This is a genomic window from Novosphingobium sp. KCTC 2891, from assembly GCF_025938155.1.
Taxonomy (GTDB): domain Bacteria; phylum Pseudomonadota; class Alphaproteobacteria; order Sphingomonadales; family Sphingomonadaceae; genus Novosphingobium.
Window position 1 is genome coordinate 130297 of the sequence record NZ_JAPCZG010000002.1, and the last position, 18371, is coordinate 148667.

Consider the following 18371-nt stretch of genomic DNA (forward strand, 5'->3'; position numbering starts at 1 on the left):
CATGTCTGCCCCGCACTGCAAAGGCAGACGATGATGGCCCCATCGCCGGTCAGGCGCCCTGCTGGACGCCCCCGACCTTGGGAAGACGCGCCATGAAGGCCACCCAGCGGTTCTCCAGCCGGTTCAGGACTGGCCGGAATTTCGTCGCGGGCAGTTCGATCCAATGCCACGAAATCGCCGCCAGGATGGTGGCCAGCGGAATGCAGATCAGAGCGTTCCAGTACCAAGTCCGCAGATGCGGCCAGAGCGCCATGACGAATTGCTGCACGACAAAGCCGTAAAGGTAGATGCCATAAGAATAGTCGGCTGCCTTGGCGATGACAGTACGCCTGGGATCGGCCGTCCCCAGATAGACGGTGAGGTAGCCGAGCGCCGGGATCGCCACATATTCGCCAAGCGGCAGAACCGCGAGGCTTACCCCGGCCACCGCCGCGCTCACGGCGGCGAGCAGGGGATTGGCGGGAACCTCGTCGCGATACTGGTAAAAGGCAATTCCGGCGAGGAAATAGCCGATCAGCAGCGGTCCGGGCGGAGCACCCAAGATCGGCTCGTAATGCCCGCCATGGCGGATCAGGCGCGCCGCCAGATGCCCCGCCATCACCAGGATCACCGCAATCACCGTCAGGAGCCGGTGCCGCCGGATTCCGGCCAGCGCGGCCACGATCAGGGCAAGGTAGCAATAAAGCTCGAAGGGCACCGTCCACAACTGCGCATTGACGATGTCGGGAAAGGGATTGCCCGTGAACACACCCGGCAATTGATAGCTGATATGCCCGGTCACATTCACGAGGTAGCGCAGGAACTGTGCGTCGGTGAAATAGTCTGGCGGCGCCATCGTCGAAACGAATGGCCCCATCAGGAACGCCGAAATCAGCACCTCGACGGACAGGGCTGGATAGATCCGGATCGCCCGCAGCCCGGCGAACATGAACAGCGTACGGCAGCGGTAGAGGCTCCCGCACACCAGGAAACCACTCAGGACGAAAAAGGCCGGGACGATGGCCCGCAGCAACGGCCGCCAAGGGGAGGCCCACAGCGCGAAGTCCGCCTGCTGGCCATAAGTCGTAATGGTGATGTGCATCACCATGACCGAAACCGCGAGAAACAGTCGCATATAATCGAAGCCGGACGGTCGCCCGTCGGCCGATGCCATTCTTGCCCCCAAAGACACGAAAACCCCTCTGTCCATCGAGGCCGAGATCGGCATTCCCGGCTGTCGGCACATCAGCGCAGCAGCCTAAGGCCTGTGTAAAATGCAAAATGGACCCGAATCGCATGCCTTTTGTAGGCGCGGGCCACGCGCAGTTACTTTTTGCAGCCTTGTTTCAACGGCCTATACTGAGCCGAGCAAAGGAACACGCAATGAGCGAACTGAAGCGCAAGGACTACGATCAGCTGCTCGAACCCTTGCAGGAAGAACTTTCGGGCATGGCCCGCTGGGCCGCCGCCAAAGGCGCGCGCGTGCTGGTCCTGCTCGAAGGGCGCGATACCGCGGGCAAGACCGGCGTGATCCATGCCATTTCTGAAAAGCTCAACCCCCGGCAGGTCCGCACCGTCGCATTGGGCAAGCCCACCGAGCGTGAGCGCGACCAGTGGTACTTCCAGCGTTATGTCCCCCACCTGCCCGCCGCCGGCGAAATCGTGCTGTTCGACCGCAGCTGGTACAACCGCGCGGGCGTCGAGCGCGTGATGGGCTATGCCACGCTGGACCAGGTCCGCACGTTCCTTGCGCAGGTGCCGGTGTTCGAAAAGCTGCTGACCGACGACGGCATACTGCTGTTCAAGTACTGGCTGTGCTGCGATCAGGCCGAGCAGGAAAAACGCTTTGCCGAACGGCGCGACGATCCGATGAAGCGCTGGAAACTGTCGCCGATCGATCTGGAGGCCCGCAGCCACTACGAGGACTACACCAAGGCGCGCGAGGCCATGCTCGCTGCCACCCACACGTCCCACGCGCCCTGGGCGCTCGTCGATTTCAACGACCAGCGCCGGGGCCGCCTGACGCTGGTGCGCCACCTGCTCGACCGCCTGCCCGATACCGAGGTCGACGTCGCACCGCTCGACCTGCCCCCGCTGGGCCACGACCCCCACAAGGAGCGCTTCGGCGTGGTCGAACCAATCAGCCCGCACGGCGGCAGCTGAGCCACTTTCCGCTCCACCGCGAGTGCTCCGCTGCCAAGGCCCCATAACGAACCTTACACAGCTTGCCGCCCCTGGATCATTGCGCGATGCAGCGTGAATTCTGCAGGGGCCGGGGGGCACTTTCTTGCACAAGAACCACTTCGTTTTTCTGGACGGCCTGCGCGGTATTGCCGCCCTCGTCGTCTTGTTGTTGCACGTGGTCCAGCAGGCGGTTGGCGAGGTCTTGCCTTTTGCGGCTCTGGCGGTGGACTTCTTCTACGTGCTCAGCGGCTTCGTGATCGCCTATGCCTATGAAGAACGCCTGTGCAGCGGCGCGATGTCGCTCGCCGCATTCGCCAGCGTGCGCTTCAAGCGGCTCTACCCGCTCGTTTTCCTCAGCACAGCGGTGGGCATCGTCCTCGCGCTCGGAGCGGCTCTGACCCGGCATGAAATCGCGGTTACCGACGTGCTGAGCGCGGCGGCGCTATCCCTGCTGCTGCTTCCCTCCTTCGTCTTCCCACAGTGGGCAACCGCTTACCCCTTCAACATGGCGGTATGGTCGCTGACGTTCGAGGCCATCGCCAATGCGGTCTACGCCGCGATGGCGCCCTGGCTTTCCACGCGGGTGCTGATCGCCATTCTCCTGGTTTCCGCCGCGCTGCTGCTCTCCAACGCGCTGGCGCAGGGGATCGTGGACGGAGGGCACAGGCAGGCAAACTTCTGGTACGGCTTCTCGCGCGTTCCCTATCCGTTTTTCGTGGGCATTCTGGCCTATCGCTTCCGCCCCGCGCAGCCGGTCCTGCCTGCCTGGCTGATTGTGGGAAGCCTCACGCTCGCGCTGCTGCTGCCCACCATATCCACCGCGATCGTCTCGCTGCTGATGGTGCTGGTGCTGTTCCCCATGCTAGTCTGGGCGGGCTCGGCCAGCCAGTTGGGCGCCCGCCTCTCGTCCGTCTGCCGGTTCGGCGGGCTATTGTCCTACCCCGTCTATATCTGCCAGGCGCCGGTCCTGCGGGTGGGGCTTGAACTGCGCCGGGCGATCGTCCCCCACGGGATGGCCGACCTTGCCTTTTCCGGCGCGGAGATGGTTGCCGCGATCGCCGCCGGCTGGCTGGCGTGGCGCTGGTTCGACAAGCCGATCCAGCAAATGGTCAGGCAAAGGGCTGTGCCGGTACCATCCCCTGCTTGACTTTCCCCCGATTCTCCCCCAACGCCCGCGCCCTGTGAAGGCGGCGTGGCGACGCGCCGCCGACTTCGTTTTCAGGATAGAGCAATGGCCAAGCCCACCACCGTCAAGATCCGCCTGGTCTCGACCGCAGACACCGGTTTCTTCTATGTGACCAAGAAGAACCCGCGCAACACGACCGAGAAGATGAACTTCCGCAAGTACGATCCCGTCGTGCGCAAGCACGTCGAGTTCAAGGAAGCCAAGATCAAGTAAGGCGGTTGGCGGGCGCCCGCTGCAAGCGGTTGCGCCCGCGCCTTTGCCGGAACCGGCCCTCGTCATGGAACTTGGGGGGTTCACGGTGAGTTCAACGCCGACACTGCAAGGAACGGCGATGAACACGATCTTGAAATCCCTCCGCACCGCGGCTCTCGCCGGCTCGGCCCTCGCTCTTGCAGCGACGGGCCTTGCCGCGTTTCCGCAGGCCGTCTCGGCACAAAGCGCACGCTCGCCCCAGGTCGACCAGGCCGTTTCGGCGCTGCGCGCGATCTCCACGATGCGCGCGGACTTCGTCCAGACCGACCGCAACGGCCAGCGCATCGGCGGCACGATGACGCTGAAGCGCCCCGGCAAGATCCGCTTCCAGTACCAGAAGGGCGTGCCCTTCCTGATCGTCTCGGACGGCGCCGCGCTGACCATGATCGATTACGAAGTGCGGCAGGTGCAGCGCTGGCCAATCCGCAACAGCCCGCTGGGCGCGCTGCTCGATCCCAACAAGGACGTGGCCCGTTTCGCCACGCTCAACCCCACCGCGCATCCCGACGTGCTGAGCGTGAACGTCAAGGACCCGCGCCATCCCGAATATGGCACGATCACCATGGTCATGACGCGAAACGCCGCCGCCCCGGGCGGATGGCAGCTCGATTCGTGGGTCGCGCTCGATTCGCAGGCCAAGCGGACCACCATCCGCCTGTCGAATCAGCAATACGGTGTTGACGTGCCCGACAACACTTTCCGCTGGACCGATCCCCGTCCGCAGATTCGCCACTGAGGCGTTCGTCCCCTCTGGGCCACGCCTCACCCGCAACCTGTTGGGCACTTGCGACAATTTGCGACCATCCTGACGCAAGCGTTCATCGGGGAGCAAGCGGGGTGCCTCTAGAAGGGCTCTCGACAAGACGGCCGAGGCGGGTTTCCCCCCTGTTGCCCGGCCTCCTTCCCGCCCTCTTGTCATCGCGTGACGAACGCACATGGAACCCTCGCCCCAATGCCCCCGGGGCGGGGGTTTTCCATTTGATGCGCACGATTCGCGCCCGGCCACTCAACCTGAGCCTGTCGAAGGCAGCGTGCCCGGCGAAACCGGAACTGGAAAACCCCGGCCAAGCCACCTAAAGCCACGCCCATGGTCTCCATCGCCACCTGGAACATCAATTCCGTCCGCCTGCGCGCCGATCAGGTCGAGCGCTTCCTCACCCAGGAAGCACCCGACGTGCTGTGCCTCCAGGAAATCAAGACCGCCGAGGCGCTGTTCCCGCACGAGGTGTTCGAGAAGCTGGGCTACACCCACCGCGCGGTCCACGGGCAGAAGGGCTACCACGGCGTCGCCACGGTCAGCCGCATCCCCTTCCGCGAGTTCAGCCGGCACGATTGGCAGGACAACGGAGAGGCTCGCCATGTCGGCGTCGAACTGCTCGGCCCCGGCCAGGGCATGGTGCTGGAAAACGTCTACATTCCCGCGGGCGGGGACATTCCCGACCGCGAGGTGAACGCGAAGTTCGGGCAGAAGCTCGATTTCCTCGAACGCATGACGCGCTGGGCGGACAAGGTCGACCGGCCCACGCTGATCGTCGGCGATTTCAACATCGCTCCACTCGATTGCGACGTCTACAGCCACAAGGCGCTGCTCAAGGTGGTCAGCCACACCCCGCTCGAAGTCGAGACGCTCCAGCGCTTTGCCGACGCGCACGGCTGGGTGGACCTGGGGCGCAAGCACATCCCCGCGCCCGAACGGAACTATTCCTGGTGGTCCTACCGCTCCTACTGGCGCGCCAAGGACCAGGGCCGGCGGCTCGATCATATGTGGGCCTCGCCCGAACTGGCCGCGCAATCGGCGTCGCATCGGTTCGTCGAGGAAACCCGCAAGTGGGAACAGCCATCGGATCACATTCCCCTCATCACCGAGTTCGCGCTGTGACCGAAGCCCGCGCGGTGGCGCGCGCTCTCGATGCCCTGCGCCACGGCTGGGCGATCCGGGTAACCGGGGCCGGCGGGGCCCTCGATCTGCTGCCGGCGGAAACCGGCTTTGCCCAGCCCGGGGTTTACGCCGCGCAGATGCTGATCTCGGCCGCGCGGGCGGTCACGCTCAAGCTCGCCAACCAGCGCGAGGCGGCTGTGCCCGAAGCGCCAGTGATGATCCACGGCGCCGAACCGTTCAGCCTGCGCACCGCGCGCGAACTGGCCGATCCGGCGCTGGACCTTGCCCGGCCCCTGCGCGGCCCCTTCCGCGCCGAACCGATCGAGGCGCATGACGCCGCCTTCGCCGCGATGGAAATGGCGCGGCTGGCCGGCATTCTCCCCGCCTTCCTCGTCGCGGCCGGGGCAGACGTGGCGGCCGAAGTCGCCGCCGCCGATCTCGCCGCGTTCAAGGACCCTCTCAACCTCACCATCCAGGCCCGCGCGCGCCTGCCCGTCCACGCCTGCGAACATGCCGAGATCATCGCATTCCGGGCGCGCGACGACCTGCGCGAACACGTTGCGCTGGTTCTCGGCACGCAGAGCGGCGACCGCCCGCCGCTGGTGCGGCTGCACAGCGAATGCCTGACCGGGGACGTGCTCGGCAGCCTCAAGTGCGATTGCGGCCCGCAGCTTGATGCCGCACTGGCCGCGATGGCGGAGGAAGCCAACGCGGGTGGTTGGGGGGTGCTGCTCTACCTTCGGCAGGAAGGGCGCGGCATCGGCCTCATCAACAAGCTGCGCGCCTATGAATTGCAGGACCAGGGGTTCGACACGGTCGACGCCAACGAACGACTGGGCCTGCCCAGCGAAGCGCGGGATTTCCCGGTGGCGGCACGGATGCTCGACCTGATCGGCGTGCAGGCGGTGCGGCTGATGACCAACAACCCGGCCAAGGTCGCCGCGCTCCAGTCGGTGGGCGTCAACGTGATCGAGCGGGTGCCCCACCAGTTGCCCGCCAATCCGCACAACGCACGCTACCTCGCCACCAAGCGCGACCGTACCGGCCACATCCTCGGCGAAGGAAACGGCCTCGGCTGATCGGAGACGGGAGGAGGCCGCAAGGGCCCCCTCCCCGCGCTCAGAAAGCGCGGAACAGCATCAGCCCCGCAAGCAGCACCACCACCGAAGCAAAGGCCAGCGCCTTCCCCACGTCGGCCAGCGTAAAGCGGTCGATATGCTCCTCGCGAAAGCGGCGGTAGCCGCGTGCGATCTCGGGGTTGCTCGCCATCATCGCAACGTCCAGCGCACTGGCTTCCTTGCGGAACCACTGGAGCAGGATCCCATGTTCGGGCGGGGTGACATCGGGGTAGGCGGCCAGCAGCGCTTCCACGTGCGCGCGGCGGGCGAGCGCGGTGGCGCTCGGGTTCAGTTCGTTCATGTTCGGGTCTTCCTGAAAGACGGCCAGATGCACGCAAGGTGCGGTTAGGTGTCGTTCAGGTCAGGGGCGGCGCCCGCGGTGAAAGCCGCCGCGCCAAGGGCATCAGGCGAAGCGGCGGGCCAGTCGAACGCGGACGCAGCAGGACCACGGCGGCAAGGATTGCGACGAGCGCGGGAACAATCGCGGGCAGCACCGGCGGGGCTGCCGGCAGCGCAGGCAGTTCCACCGAAACCTCGCGCCGCGCCGGAGCGATGGCGACCTCGATAGTGTCTGCACTGAAAGCGGAACCGCTGCGCTGGGCCAGCGCCTCACCCGACGGCGCCAGCGCCTGGAAGGCAATGGTCAGGACCAGCAGCAGCGCCCAGAGGCGCGCCGCCGTCCGCAGGGCAAGCGGCCGGTTCACCCCTCCGAGGTAAGGTCTCGCGCCCGCAAGCGCAAGTTTCAGCGCTTTTCGAAGGGCTTCAGGCCGGCACCGATGGTGTTCTGGCCCAGTTTCACCTTGTCGCCCGTCCAGTCGGCGAAGAACACGGTGTTGCGGTCCACGCCGGGCGCAAGCCGCGCGACATTGTCGGCGATGGTCAAGCCGTTGGCGGAATGCGCGTGGCCTTCGGCGCCGTTGGCGATGAAGGCGCTGTAGTTTTCCTTGTCCTGCCCCTGCACGAACCAGTTGCCCGCGATCAGCCCGGTGGAACCGGTGGACAGGTCGATCATGTAGTTCGTGGTACGCCCCTTGCTGTCGTCGAAGCTCGAATCGACGACTTCGACGCGGGCCGCGCGCGTCTTCACGTAATGCCCGCCACGGCCCTGCTCGAAGCGGCTGCGGCGGATGGTGACGCTGCCATAGTCGGCGAAATAGACCGAATGCGCGCAGGACAGGCCGCGATCGCAGCGGCCAAGGCGGGTGAAGGTGGACTGGTCGATCAGCACCGAGCCGGTCGGATCGTCGGCGGAAAGGATGCCCTCCTCGCTGTCCTTGAACCATGCCTGGCGCACGACAAGGTCGCCGTGTTCGAGCCGGATGCCCGCGCCGTTGCCATCGGGCACGCGCAGGTTCTGGAACGTGATCCCTTCGACCCGCATCGAGCGGCCGCGCATCACCAGCGCCGCCTTGCCTTCGCAAACCGCGCCATCGAACGCGACGCGCCCCGGCACCTGCGCGAGATAAGCGACATCGCCCGTGGTCTGCACCGCGCAATCGCGATACGCGCCGGGCGCGATACCGATGGTGCCCGAACGGTCGCCGATGGCGTTGACCGCTTCCTGCAGCGAGGCGAAGCGCTGTCCGGTTTCGACCACGGTGTAGGGCGCCAGCTGCGACTGCGCAAAAACCGCGCCGGCGGGAATCGCCAGCAGCATGGCCGCGCCAAGGAGCATCAGTTGCACGCGCAGGGCGTGGTGCCGGCTCATCCGGGATTCGATCTGTTTCAGCATGGCGATGGTCCGGAGCATTGCACCCGGGTATCTGCAAATGAGCGCGGCGTCATCCGGTTCCCTGTCCAACCGGCGAGACGCCCCGTTCTGGCACAGAAACCGTCAGAACTGCGCCTGGATGCCGTCGATCACGAACTGCGCCGCCAGCGCGGCCAGCAGCACGCCCAGCAGGCGGGTGATGACCGCTTCCACCTGCGATCCCAGCACGCGGATGATCGGCCGCGCCGCGACGAGCGCGAGGAAGCTGAGCACCATGACCAGCGCCAGCGCGGCCAGGATCACCCCGGTCTCCTCGATCCCCTTGGCGCGTGCCGTCAGCAGCATGACCGAGGCGATCGATCCCGGCCCCGCGAGCATCGGCATGGCCATCGGAAACACCGAGACATCCTCGACGTGGGGCTGTGCGGTCTTGACCTTCTCGGCCCGTTCCTCGCGCCGCTCGGTGCGCTTTTCGAACACCATGTCGAGTGCGATCAGGAACAGCATGATCCCGCCCGCGATGCGGAAACTGTCCAGCTCGATGTGCAGCGCGCCGAGCAGATCCTCGCCGAACAGCGCGAAGACCAGCAGGATGCCCGTGGCGATGAGGCAGGCGCGCGCCGCCATCGACAGCGCCTGGCGGTGCGAGGCATTGGCGGTGAGGCCCGCATAGATCGGCGCGCAGCCGGGCGGGTCGATCACCACGAACAGGGTGACGAAGGCGGAGACGAACAGCTGGAACATGGCTCAGCCCGCCTTCGGCGCAGCGGCATGGGTGTGCACGACTTCGGCCATGGCGCCGTCCTTCCACATCCATGCCGTGAAATCGCGCGCGCCACCGGGCAGCACCACCGATCGCCATGCGAGCGTGCCATCCGTGGAGCGGCCATCCTTCGCGTCTGCGCCGGCCGGGGCGTCGAGCGGAGGCAGCGGGCCGGCGAGCGGCGGCAACGGAACCGGTGCGTCCTTGCCGGCCTTGCGCTCCTTGCGCGGCGCTTCGTCCGGGGCGGGGCCGCCATCGGGCGCATCCTTGCGCGCCGGGCAATCGGCGACTTTGCCTTCGAGGAAATCAGGCGCGGCAATGGGGGCGGCGGCCGCATCGCCCTGATCGAGCACCCACTTGTAATCGCCCTTCTTCTGGCGATGCCACACGGTGGTGAACCAGCCGGTGGCGCTGCCCCCGGCGCCCGATTGCCAGGCCCCGCGCGTAACCCCGGCGCTGCCGTCGCAGCTGATCCAGACGGCATGGGCCTGCCATTTGACGGCAGCCGGCGGACTGGCGCGCTTTTTCAACCATTCGGGCGCGGCAACGCGCTGCGGCACGAACATTTCCGCATCGGGTGCGGCGGTTTCGGCAAAGGCGGTCCACTGCCCCTTGTCCTGCGCGAGGCGGGAGAAGGCGAGTTCGGCGGCGATCAGCGCGCTGGGATTGGCCAGCGGACGCAGGCCCCCGCGCTGGGGAGACCGGGCAAGCGCGGGATCGAGAGACGCAAGCAGGGCGAGCACCGGCAGCGCGGCGAGGAAACGCTTCATGGGCAAGGTTTCTACTGCAACCGTCGCCGGTTGGAAACCTTGGCTGCCCCTTCGCTCAGATCGCGTCGGCGGAAAGCTCCAGCCCGGCATTGCGGTGCGCGGCCACGAGCGTGTTGCGCAGCAGAACGGCAATGGTCATCGGGCCGACACCGCCGGGCACCGGGGTGATCGCGCCCGCGACCTGCGAGACGCCGGCGTAGTCAACATCGCCCACAAGCCGCGTCTTGCCTTCCTCCGCCGCCGGCACGCGGTTGATACCCACGTCGATCACGGTGGCGCCGGGCTTGATCCAGTCAGCCTTCACCATTTCCGGACGGCCGACCGCAGCCACGACGATGTCGGCGCGGCGAACCACCTCGGGCAGGTCCTTCGTGCGGCTGTGCGCGATGGTCACGGTGCAGCTTTCCGCCAGCAGCAACTGCGCCATCGGCTTGCCGACGATGTTCGAGCGGCCGATGACAACCGCATCGAGGCCCGACAGGCTGCCCAGCTTGTCCTTCAGCAGCATCAGGCAACCCAGCGGGGTGCAGGGCACGAAGCCGGGCTGGCCCACCGCGAGGCGGCCTGCATTGATGACGTGGAAGCCGTCCACGTCCTTGTCCGGCGCGATGGCGGCAATGACCTTCTGCTCGTCCATATGCCGGGGCAGCGGCAGCTGGACGAGGATGCCGTCCACTGCGGGATCGGCGTTGAGCTTCTCGACCACGGCCAGCAGGTCGGCCTCGGCGGTGTCCGCGGGCAGCTTGTGCTCGAAGCTGGCCATGCCGGCCTCCAGCGTGCTCTTGCCCTTGGAGCGGACATAGACCTGGCTGGCCGGGTCCTCGCCCACCAGCACCACCGCGAGGCCCGCCTTGCGGCCGGCCTTGTCCTCGAACGCGCGGGCAAGATCGCCCACGCGGGCGCGCAGGGTGGCGGCGAAGGCCTTTCCGTCGATCACGGCTGCAGTCATGGCGTTTCCCCTCAGTAGCCGGACGCGGCCACGCCGCGCAGCAGGATCGACAGCAGGTTGAGCAGCACGATCAGCACCATCGGCGAGAAATCGATCTGCCCGGTATCGGGCATCATCCGGCGGATCGGCGCGAGCAGCGGTTCGAGGATGGCGTTGAGCGCCTTCCAGATCGCGGCGACCGCATTGTTCTGCATGTTGACGACGTTGAACGCGATCAGCAGGCCGAGCACGAACTGCACGATCACCACCATGCTGACGATGTTCACCAGATAATCGATCATCTGGACAAGGGTATAGAGCAGCATGGCCGTCCTCTCGCGCGGGTTCCGGGGCGCCTTAGCCGAGAGCGGCGGTGGAGGGCAACCGGAGCCGCAGGCTCAAGGCTCAAGCGTGGTGCTTTCGATGTGCCAGCGCAGCTGTTCGTCGGTGGCGCCGTCCACGTCGTTGGCCCGGCGCAGCACGATCTGTCCCCGCACCGTGCGCGGTCCGTCGATGATCCGCACCGGCGCGGTATAGTAGAGCGAGCCGGCAGCACCTTCCTGTTCGCCCTTGCCGATCGTCACGCGCGGATCGAGCAGGCTGGACCACTTCGCCGCGAAATCCTTGTCCGACAGGCCGCTGCGCGCGCCCTTGTCGCCCCAATAGGCGCGCACGGTCGCCCAGTCGCGCATCTCGACGGCCTTGGCCCACGCCGCCAGCACCTCGCCCGGATCGCGCGAAGCGGAGGGCACGCCGGGGGTGCTGATCTCGGCCGTGGGGGTCGGTTCGGGAGAGGGCGCGGCAAGATCGGCGGGCGGAGAAGCCAGCGCAGGGACGACCGGCGCCGCGCTTTCCGACGGGGCGGCAACAGGGGGCGCGCGGTCGCAGCCGGCAAGATTGATGGCGATGGCCGATGCAAAGGCAGCGGCGAGGGATGCGCGGATCATGCGCCAGCGACGCGCGGCGCCCGCTTCGGTTCCCATCAAGGGAAGATCACAGTCGGATCAAGGTGCCCGCACCGCGCGAGGTGAAAATTTCGAGCAGCATGGCATGGGGCACGCGCCCGTCGAGCACGACGGCCGCCTCGCACCCGGCTTCCACCGCGTGAACGCAGGTTTCCAGCTTGGGAATCATGCCGCCCTTGATCGTGCCGTCCTCGGCCAGCCCGGCAATGTCGACCGGCGTCAGGTCGGTGAGCAGGTTCTTGTCCTTGTCCAGCACGCCCGGCACGTCGGTCAGAAGGAACAGGCGCGCCGCGCCCAGCGCTGCGGCGATGCTGCCGGCCATGGTATCGGCGTTGATGTTGTAGGTCTCGCCGTCCTCGCCCACGCCGATCGGCGCGATCACCGGGATCATGCCGGCGGCGCAGATGGTGTCGATCACCGTGGTATCGATCCGCGCGGGTTCGCCCACGAAGCCCAGATCGACCACCAGCGGTTCACCGCTTTCGTCATCCGCAATCGCCTTGGGCGCCTTGGCCTGCACCTTGCGGGCGATGACCATGCCGCCATCCTTGCCCGAAATGCCGATCGCCTTGCCGCCGGCCTGGGCGATCCAGCCGACCAGTTCCTTGTTGATCGCGCCGGCGAGGACCATCTCGGCCACCTGCGCGGTCTGCTTGTCGGTCACGCGCAGTCCGTCGACGAAGCGCGATTCGATGCCCAGCGCCTTCAGCATCCGGCCGATCTGCGGACCGCCGCCGTGGACGACCACCGGGTTGATGCCCAGCCCCTTGAGCAGAACGATGTCCTGCGCAAAGTCCTCGGCAAGCTCCGGATCGCCCATCGCGTGGCCGCCGTATTTCACCACGAACGTGCGCCCCGCGTATCGCTGCAGATAGGGCAGCGCCTCGACAAGCGTTTCCGCCTTGTCGAGCATGGACTGGCGATAGGCGTCGGTGTGGTCGATGTTCGTGGCCATAATGCGCGCGGCATTACCCCGGCTGCGGCGAAATTAAAGCGGATTCGTGATTCAGGCGGCCAAAGCGTGCGGACGGTCGAGCCTGCGGCCCAGTCGCACGAAGAGCCAGATCAGCGGCGGGACCATGATCGTGGAGAGCACCAGCTTGGCGATGATCTGGCCTTCCATCATCTGCGCCAGCGGCAGCGGCACCCCCGCGGCGTCGGTCACGCCCCAGAACGATATGGTGATGAAGATCAGCGTATCGACCACCTGGCTGAGCAGGCTGGCCACCCACGCGCGCACCAGCAATTGCCGTCCGCGCCCGCCCGCCAGCCGCGAAAACACGTAGACGTTGAGCGTCTGCGAGGTGCCGTAGGAGATCAGCCCGGCGAACTGCATCCTCGCGCCTTGGCCCAGCAGGCGGGCAAAGGCGTCCTGATCGCTCCAGAACGGGGCGGGCGGAACGACATGGATCACCAGCGTCAGCAGGCACATCGAGAGGATCAGCGGCACGAAGCCCAGCCGGACCAGCCGGTTGGCCACATCCTGCCCGAACAGCTCGGCCACCGCGCTGGCCAGCACCACCAGCAGCAGGAACGCGAAGATCCCCGATTCGACCGCGAGGTCGCCCAGCAGCGGCCAGTGGCCGAGGCTGGCGATCTTGGTCCCGAGTACGCCCGCCAGCACCACCAGCCCGCCATAGAGCAGCGAAAACGCGAACAGCGAGCGCGGCACCAGCAGGCCGGCAGGAGGCATGGTAGAAGCGATGTCCTTCATCGGCGCCCGATAGCGGGATTTTGACCCCCCGCCAAATCCCGTTTAGGAGCCTTTGCAACCAGTTGCCTCCCCATGGCTTCAACGCGAAAGGCCGTCCGCCCCCGATGCGCGTGATCTACAGTCTCGTCGGGATGGCGCTCATCCTGTTCGCCGCGTTCCTGCTTTCGTCCAACCGCCGCGCCATCCGGCTGCGGGTGGTGGCGCCGGCCTTCGCGCTGCAGGCGGGCCTTGCCGCGCTGGTGCTCTATTTCCCGCCTGGCAATGCAGCGCTGCAAGGTGCGGCGCGCGGGGTGGAAAGCCTGCTAGGCTTCGCCCGCGCGGGCGTCGCTTTCCTGTTCGGTCCGCTCGCCGCGCCCGAAATCGGCGGGCACAGCTTCGCCATTTCGGCGCTGCCGACGATCGTGTTCTTCGCCGCGCTGATCTCGATCCTCTATTACGTGGGCGTGATGCAGCTGGTGATCCGCTGGATCGGCGGCGGGCTGGAGAAGCTGACCGGGATCAGCAAGGTGGAGGCGCTGTGCGCGGCTTCGAACATCTTCGTGGGACAGAGCGAGGCACCACTGGTGATCCGGCCCTACCTGGCCGCGCTGACGCCGTCGCAGCTGTTCTGCGTGATGACCGTGGGCATGGCCGGGGTGGCAGGCACGATCCTGGCGGCCTATGCCGCGATGGGCATCCGCATCGACTACCTTGTCGCCGCCGCGTTCATGTCCGCCCCCGGCGGCGTGCTGATGGCCAAGATCGTCATGCCTGACGAGCCGCCCGCCCCGCCCGCCATCGGCGAGGAGGCGCTGCCCGATCCGCACCCGCTGCACGGCGCGATGCCCACCGACGAGGAGCGCCCCGCCAACATCATCATGGCGGCGAGCCAGGGCGCGCAGACCGGTGTGAGGCTGGCGGTCGCGGTCGGCGCGATGGTGCTGGCCTTCGTCGCGCTGGTCGCGCTCGCCAACGGCATCTTCGGCTGGCTGGGCGGTTTGCTGGGCCATCCCGAGCTGTCGTTCCAGCAAGTGCTGGGCCATGTCTTCGCGCCCGTGTTCCTGCTGCTGGGCGCGCCCGACTGGGCAGAAGCCATGCAGGCGGGCGGGCTGTTCGGCACGAAGCTGGTGCTCAACGAATTCGTCGCCTTCATCGACCTTGGCGCGGCACAGGGGCTTTCGCCGCACACGGTGGCGATCGTTACTTTCGCGCTGTGCGGCTTCGCCAATTTCAGCTCGATCGCCATCCAGATGGCGGTGACCGGCGGCCTGGCGCCCAACCAGCGCCCGGTGATCGCCCGGCTGGGCCTGCGCGCACTGGTGGCGGGCGCGCTTTCCAACCTGATGAGCGCGGCGCTGGCGGGCCTGTTCCTCAGCGTCTGAGAAGGACTACCTGCCGCGCCAACAAGGGTAGGCCCAGCAGCACGAACGGGGCGACCATGAAGCCCCAATAGGCGTTGTCCGACCGGCCCAGCACGGTCAGCGCGAGCAGGAAGCCGGTGCAGCCCACCGCCGCGATCCGCTCCGCCTCGCCGCCCCAGCGCAGCATTGCCCCCAGCGAGGCGGCGGCCGCCCCGAGCATCAGCCACCCCGGCAGCGGATAGAGCAGCAGGTTGCGGCGAAGCGCATCGATCGCCATCGGCAAACCGTGGAAGCGTACCCACCCCTGCGAGGCGAGATCGCCCGCACGGCCCACCGCCGCGACTTCCTGCGCGTGGAGCAGCCACAACCCTGCTGCCAGCACCACCGCGCCGCCGGCCAGCACCGCCTTGCGCACATCTCGCTGCCACAGCGCGACCAGCACGATCGCCCCCAGCCACGCAATCGCGGTTTCCCGCACAAGCACCGCCGCGAAGGCCAGCGCGACCATCAGCGCGGGCCGCCGGTGCGCCGCCAGCGCGGCGAGCACGAGCGCGCTCGACCATTGCTCGTGCAGATAGACGGACTTGGGAAAGAAGGCGCCGAAAAACCCGGCGAGCGCCAGCAGCGAAAGCAGCAACGCTTCCCATTTCGGACGATCGTTCAGCGCATTGCGCCAGCACACCAGCACGGCGAACAGTCCGGCCCACAGCATCGCTACCCGCGCGATGGTCGATGGCAGCAGCGCCAGCGCCCAGGCCAGCGTGGGCGGGCGCATCGCCAGCGCGGGGCGCAGCGGATAGTTGCGCGCGCGCTGCTCCGCCGCCGCCACCGTATAATATCCCTCGCCCGCGCGGACGCGCTCCACCACGGCGCGATAGAGTTCGCGGTCATCGCGGCGAACCGGCGCGGCCGCCGCTGCGGGCCATGCCTGCGCGAGAAGCAGGACCGCGATGGCCCCCCGGCACCAGCGCCCCGCTTTGCTCATACCTCGCGCTTCAGTTCATAAAGCAGGTCGAGCGCGGCGCGCGGCGAGAGCGAATCGATATCGACCGCGTTGAGCTTGTCGCGCAGGGCATCGACCTTTTCCTCCGCCGCATCCAGCGCGGCAGCGAACAGCGGCAGGTCGCCCAGCCCTGCGGCCAGCCCGCCGGTGGCCACGCGGCCCTTTTCCAGCTTGTCGAGCACCGCCTTGGCGCGCTTGACCACAGGTGCGGGCACCCCGGCCAGCCGCGCGACGGCGAGGCCGTAGCTCTTGTCCGCCGGACCTTCGGCCAGCTCGTGCAGCAGCACCAGATCACCCTTCCATTCGCGAGCGCGGACGTGATGGAGCGATAGCGCGGGGCAGGTTTCCGCCAGCCGGGCCAGTTCGTGATAGTGCGTGGCGAACAGGCAGCGGCAGCGGTTCGCCTCGTGCACCGCCTCGGCCACCGCCCAGGCGAGCGCGAGGCCGTCATACGTGGACGTGCCGCGCCCGACCTCATCAAGGATGACGAAGCTGCGCTCGGTCGCCTGTGAAAGAATCGCCGCCGTCTCCACCATCTCGACCATGAAAGTCGAGCGCCCGCGCGCCAGGTTGTCCGACGCGCCGACACGGCTGAACAGGCGATCGACCAGCCCGATCGTCGCCGCTTCCGCCGGCACGAAGCCCCCCGCCTGGGCCAGCAGCACGATCAGCGCATTCTGGCGCAGGAAAGTGGACTTGCCGCCCATGTTCGGCCCGCCCACCAGCCACAGCCGGTCCTCCGGCGCGAGGCGGCAGTCGTTGGCGACGAAGCGCTCGCCCTTGGCGGCCAGTGCGGCCTCCACCACCGGATGGCGGCCGCCGGTGATGGTCATGCACGCCTCGTCCACCACGCGCGGCAACGTCCAGCCGCCCTCGGCCGCGCGCTCCGCCTGCCCGGCGGCGACATCGAGCCGGGCGAGCGCGGCGGCGGTCCGGGCGATCTCCTCTCGGCGCGCCACGGCCTGCCCCACCAGATCCTCGAAATGCGCTTCCTCCGCGGCGAGCGCGTGCCCGCCCGATTCGGCGATGCGGCTCGCCTCTTCGTGCAGCGCCAGCGCATTGAAGCGCACCGCGCCGGCCATGGTCTGGCGGTGGGTAAAGCCCGAATCGGGCTGCATCAGCCGGTCGGCGTGCTTCGCCGGCACTTCGATGAAATAGCCCAGCACGCCGTTGTGGCGGATCTTGAGCGCGGGAACGCCGGTCTCGTCGCGGTATTTCGCCTCCAGCGCGGCGATGGCGCGGCGCGAATTGCCGGCGGCGCGGCGCAGCTCGTCGAGCGCGGCGTCATAACCTTCGGCAATGAACCCGCCCTGCGCCCGCTCGGTCGGCGGCGCGGGCACCAGCGCGCGGGCATAGAGATCGACCAGCGCACCGTGCCCGCCCAGCGCCGGCAGCAGCGCATCGGCCAGCGCGGGCCGGTCCCCACGCTCCGCCAGCACTTCGCGCAAGCGGCGGGCTTCGGACAGGCCATCGCGCAACTGGCCGAGATCGCGCGGCGACCCGCGGCCCGCGACCACGCGGCCGAGCGCGCGGCCCACGTCGGGCGCGGCGCGCAGGATCGCGCGCACGTCGCCGCGCAGCAGCGGATCGTCGTGCAGCCAGCTGACCAGTTCGAGCCGGCTGCGGATGCCGCCAAGGTCGGTGAGCGGCGCCGACAAGTCTTCGGCCAGAAGGCGCGCGCCGGCACCGGTCACGCAGCGGTCGACCGCCTCGAACAGGCTGCCCTTGCGCGCGCCCAGGGTGCTGGAGAGGATTTCGAGGCTGGCGCGGGTGGCCTCGTCCATCGCCATGTGGCCATGCGCCTCACGCGCGACCGGCGGCAGCAGCAACGGCAGGCGTCCGCGCCCGACATGGTCGAGATAATCGACCAGCCCGCCCGCCGCAGCCAGCATCGCGCGGCTGAACTGGCCGAACCCGTCGAGCGTGGAAACGCCGTGAATGTCCTTCAGCCGCGATTCGCCGCGCGCCGAATCGAACCCGCGCGCCGGGCGCGCAACGACGCCCTGCGGCGCCGCACCCGCGCCTTCGGGCCAGTCCTCGGGGGCGACGATCTCGCTCGCGCCCAGCCGGGCCAGCGCGGCGCCCATGCCTTCGGCGCTGCATTCCTCCAGCTCCATCCGGCCGGTCGAAATATCGCAGGCGGCGATGCCCACCGCACCGCGCAAGCTGCACACCGCCGCCAGCACATTGGCCCGGCGCGGTTCGAGCAGGGCTTCCTCGGTAAGCGTCCCGGCGGTGACGAAACGGACGATGTCGCGCGCGACGAGTGTCTTGGAACCGCCGCGTTTACGGGCTTCCTCGGGCGATTCGACCTGTTCCGCGATGGCCACGCGGCAGCCAGCCTTGATCAGGCGCGCGAGGTATCCCTCGGCCGAATGGGCGGGCACGCCGCACATCGGGATCGGCACGCCGTGATGCTCGCCCCGGCTGGTCAGCGCGATGTCGAGCACTTGCGCGGCCACCTTCGCGTCGTCGAAGAACAGCTCGAAGAAGTCCCCCATACGGTAGAACAACAGGCAGTCGGCGGCCTGCTCTTTGAGCGCAAGATATTGCGCCATCATCGGAGTTGGGGCATGGGG

The 18371-nt window shown here is 67.8% G+C and carries 20 protein-coding genes; 7 read left to right on the forward strand and 13 right to left on the reverse strand.

Annotated features, from left to right (window positions below; all coding sequences use genetic code 11):
• Positions 1–49: 49 nt before the first annotated feature.
• Entirely contained in the window at positions 50–1207 is a 1158-nt protein-coding gene (locus OLX02_RS04265) for an acyltransferase family protein (RefSeq protein WP_264420525.1), read from the reverse strand.
• Positions 1208–1362: 155 nt separating this feature from the next.
• Here OLX02_RS04265 and ppk2 point away from each other — a divergent pair, with 155 nt between their 5' ends.
• From ppk2 to ribA, 6 genes are all read left to right on the forward strand, one after another.
• On the forward strand, positions 1363–2142 hold the full coding sequence (gene ppk2, locus OLX02_RS04270; protein WP_264420527.1) for a polyphosphate kinase 2: 780 nt from the start codon (positions 1363–1365) through the stop codon (positions 2140–2142).
• Positions 2143–2266: 124 nt separating this feature from the next.
• Positions 2267–3310: an acyltransferase family protein gene (locus tag OLX02_RS04275; protein ID WP_264420528.1), complete on the forward strand. Its 1044-nt coding sequence runs from the start codon at positions 2267–2269 to the stop codon at positions 3308–3310.
• Between the two features lie 84 nt (positions 3311–3394).
• Entirely contained in the window at positions 3395–3562 is a 168-nt protein-coding gene (gene rpmG / locus OLX02_RS04280; RefSeq protein ID WP_264420530.1) for a 50S ribosomal protein L33, read from the forward strand.
• 118 nt (positions 3563–3680) lie between these two features.
• Positions 3681–4337, forward strand: a complete 657-nt coding sequence (locus tag OLX02_RS04285) for a LolA family protein (RefSeq protein WP_264420531.1) — start codon at positions 3681–3683, stop codon at positions 4335–4337.
• 351 nt (positions 4338–4688) lie between these two features.
• Entirely contained in the window at positions 4689–5480 is a 792-nt protein-coding gene (locus OLX02_RS04290) for an exodeoxyribonuclease III (RefSeq protein WP_264420533.1), read from the forward strand.
• Complete coding sequence (gene ribA, locus OLX02_RS04295; RefSeq protein ID WP_264420534.1) at positions 5477–6559, forward strand: GTP cyclohydrolase II; 1083 nt, start codon at positions 5477–5479, stop codon at positions 6557–6559. Before OLX02_RS04290 ends, ribA begins: the two co-directional genes overlap by 4 nt.
• Before the next feature lie 40 nt (positions 6560–6599).
• Here the strand turns inward: ribA and OLX02_RS04300 are convergent, their stop codons facing one another.
• The 10 genes from OLX02_RS04300 to OLX02_RS04345 all read right to left on the reverse strand — a co-directional run bounded on the left by OLX02_RS04300 (position 6600) and on the right by OLX02_RS04345 (position 13428).
• Positions 6600–6899, reverse strand: coding sequence for a hypothetical protein (locus OLX02_RS04300; RefSeq protein ID WP_264420535.1), 300 nt, complete (start codon positions 6897–6899; stop codon positions 6600–6602).
• Between the two features lie 55 nt (positions 6900–6954).
• Positions 6955–7302, reverse strand: coding sequence for a hypothetical protein (locus tag OLX02_RS04305; RefSeq protein ID WP_264420536.1), 348 nt, complete (start codon positions 7300–7302; stop codon positions 6955–6957).
• Positions 7303–7340: 38 nt separating this feature from the next.
• Entirely contained in the window at positions 7341–8330 is a 990-nt protein-coding gene (locus OLX02_RS04310; protein WP_413630059.1) for a right-handed parallel beta-helix repeat-containing protein, read from the reverse strand.
• Positions 8331–8432: 102 nt separating this feature from the next.
• Entirely contained in the window at positions 8433–9053 is a 621-nt protein-coding gene (locus OLX02_RS04315) for a MarC family protein (RefSeq protein ID WP_264420537.1), read from the reverse strand.
• Between the two features lie 3 nt (positions 9054–9056).
• Complete coding sequence (locus OLX02_RS04320; RefSeq protein WP_264420538.1) at positions 9057–9842, reverse strand: hypothetical protein; 786 nt, start codon at positions 9840–9842, stop codon at positions 9057–9059.
• Between the two features lie 55 nt (positions 9843–9897).
• Complete coding sequence (gene folD, locus OLX02_RS04325; RefSeq protein ID WP_264420539.1) at positions 9898–10791, reverse strand: bifunctional methylenetetrahydrofolate dehydrogenase/methenyltetrahydrofolate cyclohydrolase FolD; 894 nt, start codon at positions 10789–10791, stop codon at positions 9898–9900.
• 11 nt (positions 10792–10802) lie between these two features.
• Positions 10803–11096, reverse strand: a complete 294-nt coding sequence (locus tag OLX02_RS04330; RefSeq protein ID WP_264420540.1) for a YggT family protein — start codon at positions 11094–11096, stop codon at positions 10803–10805.
• A gap of 72 nt (positions 11097–11168) precedes the next feature.
• Positions 11169–11753, reverse strand: a complete 585-nt coding sequence (locus OLX02_RS04335) for a hypothetical protein (RefSeq protein ID WP_264420542.1) — start codon at positions 11751–11753, stop codon at positions 11169–11171.
• A 10-nt stretch (positions 11754–11763) separates the two neighbouring features.
• The gene (gene argB, locus OLX02_RS04340; RefSeq protein WP_264420544.1) at positions 11764–12690 is read right to left on the reverse strand and encodes an acetylglutamate kinase; all 927 of its coding nucleotides are present in this window, start codon (positions 12688–12690) and stop codon (positions 11764–11766) included.
• A 51-nt stretch (positions 12691–12741) separates the two neighbouring features.
• Positions 12742–13428 carry a queuosine precursor transporter gene (locus tag OLX02_RS04345; RefSeq protein ID WP_264420546.1) on the reverse strand — a complete coding sequence of 229 codons (687 nt, stop codon included), beginning with the start codon at positions 13426–13428 and terminating at the stop codon, positions 12742–12744.
• Positions 13429–13553: 125 nt separating this feature from the next.
• Between OLX02_RS04345 and OLX02_RS04350 the strand changes: the two genes are divergently transcribed.
• Entirely contained in the window at positions 13554–14810 is a 1257-nt protein-coding gene (locus OLX02_RS04350) for a NupC/NupG family nucleoside CNT transporter (protein WP_264420547.1), read from the forward strand.
• On the opposite strand, the gene OLX02_RS04355 is transcribed toward OLX02_RS04350, so the two are convergent.
• Both OLX02_RS04355 and mutS read right to left on the reverse strand, forming a co-directional pair.
• Positions 14800–15774 (reverse strand): hypothetical protein, encoded by a 975-nt coding sequence (locus OLX02_RS04355; protein WP_264420549.1) that lies wholly within the window; start codon positions 15772–15774, stop codon positions 14800–14802. The two genes, OLX02_RS04350 and OLX02_RS04355, sit on opposite strands and share 11 nt — an antisense overlap.
• Positions 15771–18353, reverse strand: coding sequence for a DNA mismatch repair protein MutS (gene mutS, locus OLX02_RS04360; RefSeq protein ID WP_264420550.1), 2583 nt, complete (start codon positions 18351–18353; stop codon positions 15771–15773). Before mutS ends, OLX02_RS04355 begins: the two co-directional genes overlap by 4 nt.
• Positions 18354–18371 lie beyond the last annotated feature (18 nt).

What these genes read in the sequence shown, in the direction of transcription:
- OLX02_RS04335 (WP_264420542.1), bottom strand. Translation starts at nt 11,753, where the DNA reads ATGGGAACCGAAGCGGGCGCCGCGCGTCGCTGGCGCATGATCCGCGCA.
- OLX02_RS04300 (WP_264420535.1), bottom strand. Translation starts at nt 6,899, where the DNA reads ATGAACGAACTGAACCCGAGCGCCACCGCGCTCGCCCGCCGCGCGCAC.
- OLX02_RS04320 (WP_264420538.1), bottom strand. Translation starts at nt 9,842, where the DNA reads ATGAAGCGTTTCCTCGCCGCGCTGCCGGTGCTCGCCCTGCTTGCGTCT.
- argB (WP_264420544.1), bottom strand. Translation starts at nt 12,690, where the DNA reads ATGGCCACGAACATCGACCACACCGACGCCTATCGCCAGTCCATGCTC.
- OLX02_RS04315 (WP_264420537.1), bottom strand. Translation starts at nt 9,053, where the DNA reads ATGTTCCAGCTGTTCGTCTCCGCCTTCGTCACCCTGTTCGTGGTGATC.
- OLX02_RS04345 (WP_264420546.1), bottom strand. Translation starts at nt 13,428, where the DNA reads ATGCCTCCTGCCGGCCTGCTGGTGCCGCGCTCGCTGTTCGCGTTTTCG.
- OLX02_RS04285 (WP_264420531.1), top strand. Translation starts at nt 3,681, where the DNA reads ATGAACACGATCTTGAAATCCCTCCGCACCGCGGCTCTCGCCGGCTCG.
- OLX02_RS04350 (WP_264420547.1), top strand. Translation starts at nt 13,554, where the DNA reads ATGCGCGTGATCTACAGTCTCGTCGGGATGGCGCTCATCCTGTTCGCC.
- OLX02_RS04265 (WP_264420525.1), bottom strand. Translation starts at nt 1,207, where the DNA reads ATGCCGATCTCGGCCTCGATGGACAGAGGGGTTTTCGTGTCTTTGGGG.
- folD (WP_264420539.1), bottom strand. Translation starts at nt 10,791, where the DNA reads ATGACTGCAGCCGTGATCGACGGAAAGGCCTTCGCCGCCACCCTGCGC.
- OLX02_RS04355 (WP_264420549.1), bottom strand. Translation starts at nt 15,774, where the DNA reads ATGAGCAAAGCGGGGCGCTGGTGCCGGGGGGCCATCGCGGTCCTGCTT.
- ppk2 (WP_264420527.1), top strand. Translation starts at nt 1,363, where the DNA reads ATGAGCGAACTGAAGCGCAAGGACTACGATCAGCTGCTCGAACCCTTG.
- rpmG (WP_264420530.1), top strand. Translation starts at nt 3,395, where the DNA reads ATGGCCAAGCCCACCACCGTCAAGATCCGCCTGGTCTCGACCGCAGAC.
- OLX02_RS04310 (WP_413630059.1), bottom strand. Translation starts at nt 8,330, where the DNA reads ATGCTGAAACAGATCGAATCCCGGATGAGCCGGCACCACGCCCTGCGC.
- mutS (WP_264420550.1), bottom strand. Translation starts at nt 18,353, where the DNA reads ATGATGGCGCAATATCTTGCGCTCAAAGAGCAGGCCGCCGACTGCCTG.
- OLX02_RS04330 (WP_264420540.1), bottom strand. Translation starts at nt 11,096, where the DNA reads ATGCTGCTCTATACCCTTGTCCAGATGATCGATTATCTGGTGAACATC.
- OLX02_RS04290 (WP_264420533.1), top strand. Translation starts at nt 4,689, where the DNA reads ATGGTCTCCATCGCCACCTGGAACATCAATTCCGTCCGCCTGCGCGCC.